This window comes from Ottowia cancrivicina, from assembly GCF_029813755.1.
GTDB lineage: Bacteria > Pseudomonadota > Gammaproteobacteria > Burkholderiales > Burkholderiaceae_C > Ottowia > Ottowia massiliensis.
This window is the reverse complement of sequence record NZ_JARVII010000001.1, coordinates 171019-186103: the sequence shown is the minus strand read 5'-3', so window position 1 is coordinate 186103 and position 15085 is coordinate 171019. Positions and strand designations below refer to the sequence as shown.

The following is a 15085-nucleotide window of genomic DNA, read 5'->3' as shown; positions in this document are numbered from 1 at the left end:
TTCGAGCTGCTCGCCGCTATTGCGTCGAATGCCTTTTGTGCTTGCCCTTCAATTCGCTGCTGTTTTTGATTCGGGCTGGCTTTCAAGCATTCAGCGGGCTTGTGCCGCTGCGGCGCTCTGAGCGACAGGCTGGCCCAGGCTGCGCAGCACGTCGCGCACGAGCTGGGCGCGGTCGCGCACTTCGGGCAGTTCGCGTTCGATGCGCAGTTTGTCGTTGCCGGCCAGTTTGATGTGGCGGTTTTTCTGAATGAGCTGGATGATGGCCATCGGGTCCACGGGCGGGTTGGGGCGGAAGCTGATGGCGGTCACGCCCGGGGCGGCGTCCACTTTCTGCACGCCGTAGGGCTGCGAGAGCACGCGCAGGCGGTGCACGTCGATGAGGGTTTGCGCGGGCGGGGGCAGTTTGCCGAAGCGGTCCACGATTTCTTCGAGCAGGCGGTCGATTTGCTCGCCACTTTGGGCGGTGGCGAGTTTTTTATAGAAGGACAGGCGCAGGTGCACGTCGCCGCAGTAGTCGGCGGGCAGCAGGGCGGGGGCGTGCAGGTTGATTTCGGTGGTGGCCTGCATGGGGGCGAGCAGGTCTGGCTCTTTGCCTGCGCGCAGGGCCTTGACGGCTTCGGCCAGCATGTCGCTGTAGAGCTGAAAGCCGATTTCCATCATGTTGCCGCTTTGGCTTTCGCCCAGCACTTCGCCCGCGCCGCGTATTTCCAGATCGTGCATGGCCAGGTAAAAGCCGCTGCCCAGCTCTTGCATTTGCTGGATGGCTTCGAGCCGCTGCTGGGCCTGTTTGGTCAGGCTTTGCATTTCGGGCACGAGCAGGTAGGCGTAGGCCTGGTGGTGGCTGCGGCCTACGCGCCCGCGCAGCTGGTGCAGCTGGGCCAGGCCGAATTTGTCGGCGCGGCTGATGACGATGGTGTTGGCGCTGGGCACGTCAATGCCGGTTTCGATGATGGTGGAGCACAAAAGCAGGTTGTGGCGCTGGGCGACGAAGTCGCGCATCACGCGTTCCAGCTCGCGTTCGGGCATTTGGCCGTGGGCAATGGCAATGCGCGCTTCGGGCAGCAGCGCTTGCAGCGCTTCGCGGCGGCGCTCGATGGTGTCCACTTCGTTGTGCAGAAAGTAAACCTGCCCGCCGCGCTTGAGTTCGCGCAGCACGGCTTCGCGGATGACGCCCTGGCTTTCTTCGCGCACGAAGGTTTTGATGGCCAGCCGCCGCTGGGGGGCGGTGGCGATCACGCTCAAGTCGCGCAGGCCTTCCAGCGCCATGCCCATCGTGCGGGGGATGGGGGTGGCGGTGAGCGTGAGCACGTCCACTTCGGCGCGCAGCTGCTTCATTTGCTCTTTGTGGCGCACGCCAAAGCGGTGCTCTTCGTCAATGATGAGCAGGCCCAGGTTTTTGAATTTCGTTTTTTCGGAAAGCAGCTTGTGCGTGCCCACCACGATGTCGATGCTGCCTTCGGCCAGCCCTTTGAGCGCGGCGCTGGTTTCCTTGGCGGAGCGAAAGCGGCTCATCTCGGCCACTTTCACGGGCCAGCGCGCGAAGCGGTCGGCCAGCGTGTGGTAGTGCTGCTCGGCCAGCAGCGTGGTGGGCGCCAGAAAGGCCACTTGCTTGCCGCCAGTGACGGCGATGAAGGCCGCGCGCAGCGCCACTTCCGTTTTGCCAAAGCCCACGTCGCCGCACACCAGGCGGTCCATCGGGCGGGGCGAAATCATGTCTTGCACCACGGCGTGTATGGCCGCTTGCTGGTCGGCGGTTTCTTCAAAGCCGAAGTCGGCGGCAAATGGCTCGTAGTCCCGCGCGTCAAAGCGGAAGGCGTGGCCTTCGCGCGCGGCGCGGCGCGCGTAAATGTTGAGCAGCTCGGCGGCGGCGTCGCGCACTTGTTCGGCGGCCTTGCGCTTGGCCTTTTCCCACTGGCCGCTGCCCAGCTTGTGCAGGGGGGCTTCGTCAGCGCCCACGCCGCTGTAGCGGCCGATCAGGTGCAGCTGGCTCACGGGCACATACAGCACGGCTTGCTGGGCGTATTCCAGATGCAGAAATTCCTGCAAGGCGGGCGTGCCGTCGGGGTTTTTTGCGCCCATGTCCATGTTCACCAGGCCCCGGTAGCGGCCAATGCCGTGCTGCGCGTGCACCACGGGGTCGCCCACTTTCAGCTCGGAGAGGTCGCGGATGAGCGCGTCCACATCGCTGACTTGCTCTTGCCGTTTGCGGCGGCGCGCGCCGGCGGCCGTGGCGAACAGCTCGGTTTCGGTGATGAAGTCGATGCCGCCTTCGCGCCACGCAAAGCCCTGCGCCAGCGCCGCCGTGGCGATGCCCAGCGGCTCGCCCGTGGCCTGCTGAAAGTCTTGCAGCGAGTCAAACGCGGGCGGGTTCAGCCCGCTGGCGCGCAAAAAGTCCAGCAAGCTGGCGCGGCGGCCATCGCTTTCGGCCAATATCAACTGGCGCGGGCCGCCTGCGGCGCGGGCCGCCGCCATGTGCTGCTGCAAGCGCGCCAGCGGATCGGGCGCGCCGCGCGCCACGGCCAGCGCGGGCAGCGGCGCAAATTCGGCGCCGCTGGCAGCGTCGGCGTCGGCATCGCCTTGCGGCGCTTGCGTGTGCGGAGCCGCGCGCAAGGCCAGCTGCGCATGCGCCTTGGCCGCCACGTAAAAGTCTTCGGCGCTCAAAAACAGCGCTTGCGGCGCCAGCACGGGGTGCGCGGCGTCGCTTTGCGCCATGCGCCAGCGCTCGCGCGTGTCTTGCCAAAAGCGCGAAAAAGCCGCCTCCAGATCGCCATGCAGCGCCAGCGTGGCCTCTGCGCCCAGGTAGTCGAACACCGTCGCCGTCTCGTCAAAAAACAGCGGCAGGTAGTACTCAATGCCCGCCGTCGCCAGCCCCGCGCCCATGTCCTTGTAAATGCGGCTGCGCGTGGGGTCGCCTTCCATCAGCTCGCGCCAGCGGTGGCGGAATTTGGCGCGCGCGTCCTCGTCCATCGGAAACTCGCGCCCGGGCAGCAGCCGCACCTGCGGCACCGCGTGCAGGCTGCGCTGGCTGTCGGGATCAAACGCGCGGATGGAGTCAATCTCGTCGTCGAACAAATCCACGCGGTACGGCTCGGCGCTGCCCATCGGGTACAGGTCAATCAGCCCGCCGCGCACCGCGTATTCGCCCGGGCTGCCCACTTGCGTGACGTGCTGGTAGCCCGCCAGCGTCAGCTGCGCTTTCAGCGCCGCCTCGTCCAGCTTTTGCCCCGTTTCAAAGTGAAAGGTGTAGGCCGCCAGAAAAGCAGGCGGCGCCAGCCGGTACAGCGCCGTGGTGGCTGGCATCAGCACCACATCCGCCGCGCCCTGGCGTATGGCCCAAAGCGTGGCCAGCCGCTCGCTGATCAAATCCTGATGCGGCGAAAAGCGGTCATAAGGCAGCGTCTCCCAGTCCGGAAACAGCGCCGCACGCAAGCCCGGCGCGAAAAACGGCAATTCGTCCAGCAGCCTGCGCGCATCGCCCGCATCCGCGCACACCACGGCCAGCAGCCGCCCCTGCGCCTTTTCCCGCTCGCCCAGCCGCGCCAGCAGCAGCGCATCCGCACTGCCCGGCGGGCGCGGCAGCGTATGGCGTTTGGCAGGAACGAGCTTGGGCAATGGCATGGCGGGGCGGCAGAAAGAAACGACAAAAACCCCCGGCCACAAACGGGGCGGGGGCGCAAAGCGGCAAATTGTAAAAAGGCGGCGCGCCGGCGCTGGGGGGCGGATACCCCGCCGCGAAGCTGGCCCTGCCCGCCCGGAAACCTTAAAAAAAAGAGGAGCGGATTCAAGGGGTCAGAAATGCCATCCGGCGCAGTTTCCACTAGGACATCATGCTATGGATAGAGGAGCTAAAAAGCCCTGTTCAACGCCTGCGCCGCAGGTGCGAAAAGTGATCCGCCGGCCTGCGGCCTTGCAAATCCTCACCGGGCCACAAGACTTGCCTGCTTCTTGCAGCCCATCCTGATTCGCCCTGTCGCCCTGTCGCCCTGTCGCCCTCACGGCCAGGCTTTGGGCAAGCTTCAAGGCGCCACGCACCACGGCGCTTGCTGATACACCAGCCCATGCCACAGCCCCCACAGGGCCGTCAGCATCAGCGCCAGCCCTGCCAGCCGCATGCTCCAGGGGCCGCGCCCGTTCACGCCCAGGCGCAGCAAAAGCCACGGCCCCGCCAGCAGCGAAAGGCCCGAGCCTGCGGCAAACAGCGCCATCGCCGCAGCCCCTTGCAGCGCGTCGCCCGTCAGCGCCGCCACCAGCACCGCCGAATACAGCAGCCCGCAAGGCAGCAGCGCCCACACAAAGCCAATGGCCAGCGGCGCGGCCAGCCCCCAGCGGCCCGACGCCGCGCGCACCCGCGCCCACACGCGCCGCGCGCCCGTTTCCAGCCACAGCGGCTGCCGCGCCCAGATCAGCAGCATCAGGCCCATGGCCGCCGCGCCGATATGCAGCATGCTCCACACGGGCCGCAGCGCCGCCGCGTGCGTGGCCAGCCAGCCCAGGCCCTGCACGGAGGCAGCCGCCAGCGCGCCCAAAGCGCCATAGCCCGCCAGCCGCCCCAGCTGAAACAGCGCCATCGCCCGCGCCGCCCGCGCGGGGCGGCCTGGCTGCCTTGGCATGCCCACAACCACCGCCTGCCCAATGCCCGCGCAGGCCGCCCCGCACATGGCGATGCAATGCGGCCCGCCCGTCAGGCCCAGCAGCAAGGCGTTGATCAGCATGGCGGTTTGCATGTGGCTTTCAGAATCGGTTCACGGTTGTTCAGTGGATGCCAGAACGCGGTTTCGGGCGGCCTGCGGCGCTGCAAATCCTTGATGAGCGGCAAGAAAGTCATGAAGCCGTCTGCGGTTTGCGTTCCCTTGCGGCCAGGCGATGAACAGGTTTCCAGAGCCTGTCACGGCAAGGGCAGGAAAAAGCGCGGCGGAAAAAAAACGCAAGGCGCGCGAGCCGCAGATCATCCGGCAAGGAGCGCTTTCGCCGGAAGCCGCCCCGCAATGGCCGATCGCGCCAAAGGTGAATGGCCCGCCGCAAGCGGCGGGCGCGGCGCTTTTGGGTTAGCGCTTCAAGAGCCTGATCAGCTATTTGCGGAGCGAAAAGCGCGGATTGGGCCTGGCTGCGACTTGGCGAATGCCTTGCCGGGCCGCAAGCGGACAGTTTCCAAGTCAGGCGCGGTTTGCGCCTTGCGGCCCTTTACGGCCAGGCGCTGGACGGGTGCAAAGCGCCCGGCTTTTGCAGTTCCGTCCGGCTCGCGCCAACAAGGCGGGAGAGGTTCAGAAACGGGAGCAAATTCAGGGGAGCTTGAAACGGCCTTCGCGCCCGTTTCACTAGGACATCACGCTATGTATTCAGGAGCAAATACAGGGCGCTGCCAGGGAGGGCGAGTCCGCGCCAGAGTTGGGCGCGGATCCGCTCTTTGCGGCCCAGATGCCAGCGGGATTTCAGCCGCGCGGCGTGTAGGGGCGGCGGGCCGGGCGTTCGCTGTTTCCGGCGCTTTCGCTGCGGGCGGGGCGGCCGGCGGTGGCGTCCCAGCGGCGCAGGGTGCTGACGCCGCCATAGGGCGCGCGGCTGCCGGGCTTGCTTTCATATGAGCCAGCGAATTTGCCTTCAGGCTTGCCTTTGCGCGCGGGCTGGGCGTCTTTTTCAAAGTGGCGGGGGCGCTGGCCGTCCGCAGCTTCGTTGCGGCGCTCGAAGCGCTTGAAGCGCTCGCCCTGGCCGGCTTCGCGCGGGGCGCGGCGGCCGTCGCGCTCGGGCAGGCGCTCGAATGAACGCTCGGAGGGGCGCTCGAAGCGGTCGGCGCGGGGGCTGCGGGCGGGGCGCTCAGGGCGGTCAAAAGACTCGAAGCGCTCGTTGCGGCGGCCAGCGCGCGGGGCGAAGGGGGCCGCGCGGTCGGCAAAGCGCTCGCGGCGCTCGCTGCCGCCGCTCCAGCCGCCTTCCTGCCAGTTGCCGCGAGGCGCGAAGCGCTCGCCATCGCGCGGGCGCCGCTCAAAGCGGCCCGCGTCGCGGTCGCTGAAGCGCGCGTCGGAGCGCTCGCCAAATCGTTCGTCAAAGCGGCGGCCGCCAGCGGGGCGTCGGCTATCGAAGCGTTCTTCAAAGCGGTCGCCGCTCCGGGAGTCAAAGCGGCTCTCGAACTTGCGGCCGCCGCGCTCAAAGCGCGGCTGCCAGTCTTGCTGCCTGCCCTGTTTGCGGCCGCCTTGGCCGTGCTTGCCTTTGGCGCCGCCAGCGGGGCGGGGAGCGGTGACGGGCGGGAAGTATTTCTGCGGCTCCAGGCCCGCGATGGTGTGGACGGCAAAGGGCTGGCGCGTGTAGGCCTCGATGTCGGCCAGGCGGCGGCGGTCGCGGATTTCGGCCAGGGTGACGGCCAGGCCGTCGCGCCCGGCGCGGCCCGTGCGGCCAATGCGGTGGGTGTAGTCCTCGGCTTTCATGGGCAGGCCGTAGTTGAAGACGTGCGAGAGGGTGGGCACGTCCAGCCCGCGCGCGGCCACGTCGGTGGCCACGAGGATTTGCACGCGGCCGTCGCGCAGGGCTTTCAGGCGCCGGTTGCGCAGGGCCTGGCTGAGCGCGCCGTGCAGGGAGACGGCGGCAAAGCCTGATTGCTGGAGGTCTTGCGCCAGTTCCTCGCATTCCACTTGCGTGCAGGCAAAGACGATGGCCTGGTCGATTTCGGGGCTGCGCAGCCAGTGGTCGAGCAGGGCGCGGCGGTGTTCCGGGGTGTCGGCCCAGTAAAGCTGCTGCTCGATGTTGGCGTGGCGCTCTTGCGGCGAGGCGATTTCGATGCGCTTTGCGTGTGCGCCGCCTTCGCGCATGACGCGCATGGCCAGCTGCTGGATGCGCGGGGCGAAGGTGGCCGAAAACATCATGGTTTGCTGGCGCTGCTGGGTTTGCAGGTGGATTTCGGCCAGCGCGTCGGCAAAGCCCAGATCGAGCATGCGGTCGGCTTCATCAAGCACGAGAAAGCGCACGCCGTCCAGCCGCACCTGGCCGCTGGCGCTCAAGTCCAGCAGGCGGCCCGGCGTGGCGACAACGAGGTTGGCGTTTTGCAGCCGGGCGATTTGCATTTGGTAGGGCATGCCGCCCACGATGGTGGCGATGCGCAGGCCGCGCACGTGGCGCACCAGCTCGATGGCGTCGCCCGCCACTTGCTGCGCCAGCTCGCGCGTGGGGCACAGCACCAGCGCGCCGGGCACGGCGGGCTTGAAGTTGCGGCGGTCGGTGGGGTTTTTGCGGCGGGGTTTTTTGGGGGCCGGCTCGCCGCGCGCCAGGGCCTGGGCCACGCGGGCCTGCCACTCGGCTTTTTCGCGCTCGGCGGCTTCGGCCTGCATGCCGATGAGCGTGTGCAGCATGGGCAGCAGGAAGGCGGCGGTTTTGCCGCTGCCCGTTTGGCTGCACACCATCAGGTCAATGAAGGCGTCGCTGCCCGCTTGCGGCAGGGCCAGCGGAATGGCTTGCTGCTGCACGGGCGTGGGCGCGGTGTAGCCCATGTCGGCCACGGCCTGCACCAGCTCCGGGGCCAGGCCCAGGGCGGCGAAGGCGTTTTCGCCGCTGGCGTTTCCGGTGTCGGCGGGTTCGTCGTTGGCGGTTTCGCTGCTGGCGCTTTCGCTGGCGCCGTTTTCCGGCGTTTCGCCGGCGTCAGCCGTGCGGGCGGCGGTTTCGTGGCCGGGCGCTTGGGCGCTGGCCTCATCCAGAGGCGCGGCAGCGGGTTCGGAAGCGGGCGCAGCGCTGGCGGCATCCGTGGCGCAGTCAGAAGCAGGCAGGGCAGAAGAGGCGAAGGGGTTCATCGCTAAAGGCTTTCTTGTCAAAAAAACGGCGCCAATCCGGCGGGCAAAAACCAGCGGGATCACCAAGCGCGCGTGTGGAAGAACCTGCCGCAAAACACCAGGCGAAAAAGGCCCGGCGGCAGGACAAACACCAACCTTCCAACAGCGCTTGTCGTTCAATTTCTGCCTTTGGCCGCGCAAGCGGGGGCGCAAGCGGTGGCCAAAGGCGCGGCCCCGCAGAAAAACAGGGCGGGGCCAGAAAGCCAGGGCGGCTCTTGAATGCTTTCAAAAGCCGCACCTGCGGTGCGATGCGAGAGGGCGGATGCAATCGGCTCCGGCGCGCCCTGCGTGAAAAAGGCGGAAAAAAGGCGCGCCGGAAAAAACGGCGGATTATCGCCGCAAAAGCGTCAGCGCGCTGGCGGGCAGCCCCTCCTGAGGCCTGCCGCACGCTGTGGCCATAAACAGCCAACGTAAACGATCGCCAAGGGACGCTGGCGCTGAAGCGCAGCAAGAGCAGCCTGTGCCGGATGCACGTCCGCTGTGCGATGGCGGCTACGCAAGCCGGCCCTTCGTCCAGGGCGTCAAAAACACATTGGCGCGCATGTGGCGGTGCAGATAGGCAGGAGAAGCGAACTTCACACCTTCAAGGCAATGCCCCAGGCGTTCCTTGCCCAAAGACGCTGAACGGGTTCCTTTACAAGCCTTCTTCGCGCACGCGCAAGAAGGTGGCAAAGCGTGGCAGGCCGCTGCCTTCGTGCAGGCCACGGTAGCGGTAGGTGACCCAGGCGCCCACGGGCGGCGGCGCTTCGCGCTGGGCATCGGTAAAGCCCGAGCCGATGCGAAAGCGCCGGCCTTCGGGCGTTTGAACCAGCAGCGCGCCCAGGCGGCCCGCGTGGCGGCCCTTGCCCGGCAGGTGGGCGATGACGCGGGCCTCGGCGTCTTCATGCGGCTTGAGCTTGAGCAGCTGGCCGCTGCGGCCGCTTTGCCAGGGCGCGTTGGCGCGGTGCAGCATCAGCCCTTCGCCGCCGCCGCGCGTTACTTCGCGCAGCCAGGCCAGCAGTTCGGCTTCGGTGGCCACGCGGCGCTGCGGCACGGCTTGCAAGGTGGGGCGGCCCGCGCGGCCAATGGCTGCCTGCAAGGCCGTCAGGCGCTCGGCAAACGGAGTGGCCGGGCCGCCGTGCCGGGGCGCGTCAAACGCCATGAAGCGCAGGCCGCGCCAGGCCGCGTCATCTGGCTGCTGGCGCGCGGCGGCGGACTGCGCCTGCTCGAAAGCGCCACGGCCCGCCCACAGCTCGCCGTCCAGCGCCATGCGCGGCCAGCCTTCGGTGAACCAGGCGGGCGCGGGCAGGCGGCGGCCCGTGCGTGAATACAGGGCCTGCCCGTCCCACCAGGCGCGCACGCCGTCGTACTTTTCGCTCACCAGCCAGTCAGGCAGATGCAGACCGCCCCGGTAGCTGCGGGCCAGCTGGGGCGCGGGCGGCGCTTCGCCCTGCGCGGCCGCCCAAGGCGGCGCGGCCAGCAGAGCGAACAGGCGGAAAAAGCGGCGGCGGCGCATGGGCCAAAGCATACGGGGCGGGCGGCGTGAGCGTGGCGGGCCGTTTTTGCAGAACCTGTTCGCAATCTGTCCGTGGTGCAAAAGCGCAGCTTCGGGCGCAAGGCTTGCCGCCGTAGCCGCAACTGCGGCAACTGCACGCTTTCAGGGTGATATTCAAACCTTTGCCGTGCAGAAAACCACAAATAGATTCTCAAAACCTGCAAACCAGATGGTGATTGGATTCAAGCGCCAGCAGGCTGGCCCGATTTTATAATTGAATGGTTTCGGGCGGCCTGTTGTCCGAAACCGGCAGCCGGCGCGTCTCAAGCCGGTTGCATGTTCTACTCAACTCCCCTCAAGGGATAAAGCAATGACCGAAAAACAAATCAAAATTCTGGGCACTATCGCCAGCATCATGTCGGTCGGCATGTATGTGGCCTATATCCCGCAGATTGCCGACAACCTCTCTGGCCACAAGGGCAATCCGGTGCAGCCTTTCGTGGCTTTTGTGAACTGCTCGCTATGGACTTGCTACGGCCTGTTCAAAAAACAGCGCGATTGGCCGATTGTGGTGGCCAATGTGCCGGGCATCTTCCTTGGCCTGGCCGCGTTTTTCACTGCGCTGTAAGCCTTTTCAGGCCGCTTTTTCAGGCAGCCTTTTGCCCGTGCGCAAGGCTGCCTGAACGCTTTTTGGAAACGCCCCAATCCTCTTTTTGCACGCCTTTTCCCCGCCAGAAGCGCCGCTGCCTGCTTCCGGCAGACTTGGCAGCCCGTTTCAGCGGCAGAAACGCAATGCGCTGCAAACCATTCATTTCTTGCAGCGAAAATCCTTGTTCATTCCCTCACTCATTCCTTCATTATCAAGCCCCGGCCGGAAAGCTGGGCAAACCCGCCCGCGAAGCGAAGCCGCGCGCGAAAGGCGATGGCAACGGCGGCTCAATGACAGCGATGAAATGACAGCGATTAAATGACAGCGATTAAATGACAGCGATTAAATGACAGCGATTAAATGACGGCACCCCAATGGCGGCGGTATCTGGCCGCGCAGATTTGAATTTGCGCGAGGCCAGAATCAAGAACGGACACGGCCGCTGATATTTATACGTTTTGCGGCGGCGCAATGATTAAAAGCAACATGCCGGCATTTTGAACGGAAGCAAAACCACGCCGGCATCTTCAATCCCAAAAACAGTCCTCTGAAAGGCAAGCGCGCCCTGGGCAGGCTGGAAATAAAATGACTTTATTCCTGCCGTGGCCGATCGCGTCATTCGCGCCATGATTCCCGCCTTTGTTCCCGCCTTTGTTCCCGCCTTTGTTCCCGCTTTTGCCCGGCCGTAGCCGCGCCCGCGCTTTTTCCGCTTTTTCCGCTTTTTCCGCCCACGCTTTCCCGCCTGCCGCCATGCCTGAACTTGCCCTGAGCCTGCAATTTGCCCGCCGCCTGCCCGATGCCGCCTTGCACCGCGCCGCCCTGCCCCGCCACCGCGCCGCCCGCTGGCTGCGCGCGGCGCTGGACGAAGCCTTGCAAGCCGCCGAAATCACCGTGCGCGTTGTGGGCGAAGACGAGGGCCGCCAGCTCAACCGCGACTTTCGCGGCAAGGACTACGCCACCAACGTGCTCACCTTCGATTACTGCCATGCCCCCGTTTTGCAGGCCGATCTCGTGCTGTGCGCGCCCGTGCTCGCCCGCGAGGCCGCCGCGCTGGACAAGCCGCTGGCCGATCACTACGCCCATCTGCTGGTGCACGGCGCGCTGCACGCGCAGGGCTGGGACCACGAAACCAGCGAGGCCGACGCCGAGGCGATGGAGGCGCAGGAAACGCGCATCCTCGCCGCGCTGGGCGTGCCCAATCCGTATGAGCGCGGCTGATGGCCTGGCCGCCGCCTGAATTGGCCGCCCGCCTGGCCGCCCGCGCCAGGCCGGTGGAGTCTTTCGCGCCCCATGTGAACGCCGCTCTGCCCTGGCTGGCCTACGCGCTGCTGCTGGCGCTGCTGCCGCTGGTTTTCCCCGGCGGCTACGCGCTCAATTTGCTGGCGCAGATGGGCATTGCCGTGATTGCCTGCCTTTCCTACAACATCTTGCTCGGGCAGGGCGGCATGCTCAGTTTCGGGCACGCGGTGTACACGGGGCTGGGCGCGTATGCGGCCATTCACCTGCTGGCGGCGGGCTGGGGCGTGCCGGTGAGCCTGCTGCCGCTGGCTGGCGGCGCGGCGGCGCTGGCGGCCGCAGCCGCGCTGGGCTGGGTGTGCGCGCGGCACGGCGGCGGCGTGTTCGCCATGATGACGCTGGGCATGGGCGAGATGGTGGCGGCCATCGCACTCATGTTTCCGGCGGTGTTCGGCGGTGAGGCGGGCGTGCCGGCCGACCGCGTCACGGGCGAAGTCTGGGGCATCAGCTTCGGGCCGCCCGCGCAGATGTACGCGCTGGCGGCCGCCTACGCCTTTGCCTGCACGGCGCTGATGTACGCCTTCACGCACACGCCGCTGGGGCGGCTGCTGAGCGCCGTGCGCGACAGCGCCGAGCGCGCCGAGTTCATTGGCTGCAACCCGCACCGCGTGCGCTGGCTGGGCTTTTGCGTGGCGGGCTTTTTTGCGGGCGTGGCGGGCGCTTTGGCGGCGCTGCTGTTTGAAATCGTCACGCCCGAATCGCTGGGCGCGCAGCGCTCGGGCGCGTATCTGCTGTTCGTCTTTCTGGGCGGCGCGGGTGCGTTCACCGGCCCCATGCTGGGGGGCGTGCTGATGGTGCTGGCCACGGTGTGGCTGTCTGAAATCACCCCGGCCTGGACGCTCTACATGGGCCTGACTTTTTTGCTGATGGTCATGTATGCCCCCGGCGGCCTGGCCAGCCTGCTGCCCGGCATGCGGCGCGGTTTGGCTGGCGCGCTGCGCCGCCCGCAGGCGCGCCATGCAGCGCTGGCGCTGGCCTGGGCCGCGCTGCTGGCGGGGCTGATCGCGCTGGTGGAGCTGCTCTACCGCTTGCAGCTGGCCCCGGCGGGGCAAGGCGGCTGGGCGCTGGCGGGCATCAGCGTGAACGCGCGCCAGCCGCTGCCCTGGCTGCTGGCCGCCGCCGTGGCCGCAGCGGGCGGCGCGGCCATTGCAGTCATGCGGCGCGGCAAATAGGCGGCGCGGCCCCAAAAAAACCGGCCCGCAGCCGGGCCGCTGGCGCGGGAACATATCAAAAACAAGAGCGAAATCAGGGCGCTGAAAATGGCATTCGCGCAGATTCATCCAAGAGGCCATGCTATGAATCAAGGAGCGAATGCGGCGGGGCGCCGTCAGGCCGCCGCTTCGGCCCGCGCCGCTCCAATAATCCCCACCCATGACCGCCTCCGCTGACCCCGCCAGCGCCTGGACCGATGCCGGCGCCCTGGCCCGCGCCTGGCGCGCGCCCCTGTTGCGCTTTGCCCGCCTGCACCTGCAACCCGACGAAGAAGCCGAAGACGCCGTGCAAGACACCCTGCTGGCCGTGCTGGCCGCCCCCGCCGCTGCGCCGCCGCGCGGCGGCGGCCCCCGGCAGGGCGACGCGCGCGGCTACCTCTTTGGCATTCTCAAACACAAAATCACCGACCGCCTGCGCGCCCGCTACCGCCACGGCACGCCGCCTGCGGCCAGCGCCACGGCCGGGGGCGCTGACGCGCTCGACGCCGAACTCTTCGATAGCCGGGGCCATTGGCAAACCGGCGCCGGCCCCGCCCTCTGGCACGACCCCGAAAGCCAGCTGCAAAACAGCCAGTTCTTCGCCGTGCTCGAAGCCTGCGTGAGCAAACTGCCGCCCAAGCCCGCCCGCGTGTTCAGCATGAAAGAGCTGCTCGACTGCGACGCCGATGAAATCTGCGCCACGCTCGCCATCACCCGCGCCGACTACTGGCAGTGCATGAGCCGCGCCCGCAAGCAACTGCAACTGTGCCTGGGCCAGAACTGGTTTGCCAGCCCGCCCCCTGCGCCCCGCAAGGAACGCCCCTGATGAACTGCCAGCAATACACCACCTTGCTCGCCAGCGGCCAGCTCGGCCCGCGCGCGCCCTGGCCCCTGCGCGCCCGCGCCGCCTGCCACACGCTCATCTGCGCGCACTGCCGCCGCTTCGCCCGCAACGACGCCGCCCTCACCGCCTTGCTGCAAGGCTGGCGCGAAAGCCTGCAAGCGCCCGGGGCCAGCCCGCCGCCTGATGGCCCAAAGGCATCAGAAACAGGAGCAGATTCAGCGGGGTGAACTTTTCAGTTCCCATGCCCCTAAAAATCTGTCCTCAAACCCAAAGTGAATAGCAAAAATTCCCCATGTCCCCAAGGTCCCCAAGCGACATGACCGGCATGTAGTGGCAAGTGCTGGCAAGCACTTTGCTGAAGAGGGCGTCTCCGCCAGCGTCAAAAGAGCGAAGCGCGGTATTGAGCGGCGTGTTGATGGCTTGCCAGGCGCATCAAAAACAGGAGCTAATTCAGGCGGATGAAATGATGTTCTGCGCTGATTTCACTAGGACATATAGCTATAAATAGAGGAGCAAAATAAAGCCCTCCATCCGCTCACCGGTTGCTTGCGCTTGGCTCGCCATGCTCCGTTTTCTTCCTCGCGGCTTGCTCTGATGTTCAGTAGAAGCGCTGGCAACTAGCGCACGCCGAACTGGAGTGGGCAAGGCAGTTTTCCAGGCCAGAAGCCGATTGGACATGCGTTCAGGCGCTTCGCCGCTGAATAAGCCGGAAAACTATAATTACAAGCTTTTTGCGGGCGGCAGGCGCATGTGCTTGCCGCCCAATCTGTTTTTCCATGCCGATTTATGCCTACAAGTGCAGCCATTGCGGCTTTGCCAAGGATGTGTTGCAGAAGATGTCTGACGCGCCATTGAAGGTCTGCCCTTCCTGTGGCCAGCCTGCTTTTGTCAAGCAGGTAACGGCAGCGGGCTTTCAGCTCAAAGGCTCGGGCTGGTATGTCACGGACTTTCGCAACGAAGGCAAGGCAGACGCCTCTTCAGCGCCGGCTTCGGATGCGCCTTCTTCCGGCGCGGCAGCGGGCGCTTCTTCCGGCACCTCTGGCGATGCGGCTGCGGCCAGTAGCGTGGCAGCTTCACCGGGCAGCGCAGCTGCGGCGGACTAGGCAGTTCGAGCGCTCGCGTCATGCACCGGCTGCGTCAATATTTCGTTACGGGCCTGCTGGTCTGGCTGCCAGCGGCTATTACGGCCTGGGTGCTGCTGTGGTTAATGGGCATTCTCAACGGCATTTTTCTGAGCGTGCTGAGCGCGCTGGAGGCCGTGATTCCCGGCATGGTTACCGTGGGCGGCCAGCTTCGGCGCGTGCCGGGGCTGGGCGTCATTTTGGTGACGGTCATCATCTTCGGCACGGGCGTTTTCGTGGCGAACATGGTGGGCCAGTGGTGGCTGCGCCGCTGGGACGCGCTGATGACCCGCATTCCGGTGGTGCGCAGCATCTACAGCAGCGTCAAGCAGGTGTCGGACACGCTGTTTTCCGGCTCCGGCCAGGCGTTTTCCAAGGCGGTGCTGGTGCAGTTTCCGCACCAGGGCGCGTGGACGGTGGCCTTTCTGACGGGCCGGCCCGGCGGCGAGGTGGCGGCGCATCTGGCCGCGCGCGGCCTGGGCGATGAGCTGGTCAGCGTTTACGTGCCGACCACGCCCAACCCGACTTCAGGCTACTTCCTGCTGGCGCGCCGCGCCGACGTGGTGGAGCTGGCCATGAGCGTGGATGAGGCGCTCAAATACGTGATTTCCATGGGCGTGGTGGCCCCGCCCGCCCGCGCGCAGTCGGCCCCTGCCGCTCCCGCCATCAGCAACCCTGTTTCCCATTCTGGCAAGTAACAAAGAAA

General features: G+C 66.7%; 12 protein-coding genes. 7 read left to right on the top strand and 5 right to left on the bottom strand.

The features are described from left to right. Positions 1-90 precede the first annotated feature (90 nt). The 4 genes from mfd to QB898_RS00850 all read right to left on the bottom strand — a co-directional run bounded on the left by mfd (position 91) and on the right by QB898_RS00850 (position 9312). Positions 91-3618, bottom strand: coding sequence for a transcription-repair coupling factor (mfd, locus tag QB898_RS00865; RefSeq protein WP_279523425.1), 3528 nt, complete (start codon positions 3616-3618; stop codon positions 91-93). Positions 3619-4016: 398 nt separating this feature from the next. Next, positions 4017-4724, bottom strand: coding sequence for a sulfite exporter TauE/SafE family protein (locus QB898_RS00860; protein WP_279523424.1), 708 nt, complete (start codon positions 4722-4724; stop codon positions 4017-4019). Between the two features lie 705 nt (positions 4725-5429). Further along, positions 5430-7766, bottom strand: a complete 2337-nt coding sequence (locus tag QB898_RS00855; protein WP_279523423.1) for a DEAD/DEAH box helicase — start codon at positions 7764-7766, stop codon at positions 5430-5432. A 673-nt stretch (positions 7767-8439) separates the two neighbouring features. Continuing rightward, positions 8440-9312, bottom strand: a complete 873-nt coding sequence (locus QB898_RS00850; protein WP_279523422.1) for a DNA ligase — start codon at positions 9310-9312, stop codon at positions 8440-8442. Between the two features lie 337 nt (positions 9313-9649). Between QB898_RS00850 and QB898_RS00845 the strand changes: the two genes are divergently transcribed. Beyond that, the gene (locus tag QB898_RS00845) at positions 9650-9907 is read left to right on the top strand and encodes a SemiSWEET family transporter (RefSeq protein WP_050716024.1); all 258 of its coding nucleotides are present in this window, start codon (positions 9650-9652) and stop codon (positions 9905-9907) included. A 19-nt stretch (positions 9908-9926) separates the two neighbouring features. On the opposite strand, the gene QB898_RS00840 is transcribed toward QB898_RS00845, so the two are convergent. After that, entirely contained in the window at positions 9927-10091 is a 165-nt protein-coding gene (locus tag QB898_RS00840; RefSeq protein ID WP_158241595.1) for a hypothetical protein, read from the bottom strand. A 587-nt stretch (positions 10092-10678) separates the two neighbouring features. Here QB898_RS00840 and ybeY point away from each other — a divergent pair. The 6 genes from ybeY (at position 10679) to QB898_RS00810 (ending at position 15077) form a co-directional block, all read left to right on the top strand. Further along, positions 10679-11146: an rRNA maturation RNase YbeY gene (ybeY, locus tag QB898_RS00835; RefSeq protein ID WP_102282864.1), complete on the top strand. Its 468-nt coding sequence runs from the start codon at positions 10679-10681 to the stop codon at positions 11144-11146. Then, positions 11146-12396: a branched-chain amino acid ABC transporter permease gene (locus tag QB898_RS00830; protein WP_279523421.1), complete on the top strand. Its 1251-nt coding sequence runs from the start codon at positions 11146-11148 to the stop codon at positions 12394-12396. The genes ybeY and QB898_RS00830 overlap by 1 nt, the downstream gene beginning before the upstream one ends. A 199-nt stretch (positions 12397-12595) precedes the next feature. Then, a complete protein-coding gene (locus QB898_RS00825) occupies positions 12596-13240 on the top strand; it encodes a sigma-70 family RNA polymerase sigma factor (RefSeq protein WP_279523420.1) in 645 nt (214 codons plus the stop codon). After that, a complete protein-coding gene (locus QB898_RS00820) occupies positions 13240-13485 on the top strand; it encodes a hypothetical protein (RefSeq protein ID WP_279523419.1) in 246 nt (81 codons plus the stop codon). Before QB898_RS00825 ends, QB898_RS00820 begins: the two co-directional genes overlap by 1 nt. Before the next feature lie 549 nt (positions 13486-14034). Further along, on the top strand, positions 14035-14361 hold the full coding sequence (locus tag QB898_RS00815; RefSeq protein WP_279523418.1) for an FmdB family zinc ribbon protein: 327 nt from the start codon (positions 14035-14037) through the stop codon (positions 14359-14361). Between the two features lie 20 nt (positions 14362-14381). Continuing rightward, positions 14382-15077 (top strand): DUF502 domain-containing protein, encoded by a 696-nt coding sequence (locus tag QB898_RS00810; RefSeq protein ID WP_279523417.1) that lies wholly within the window; start codon positions 14382-14384, stop codon positions 15075-15077. The last annotated feature ends 8 nt before the right edge of the window (positions 15078-15085 follow it).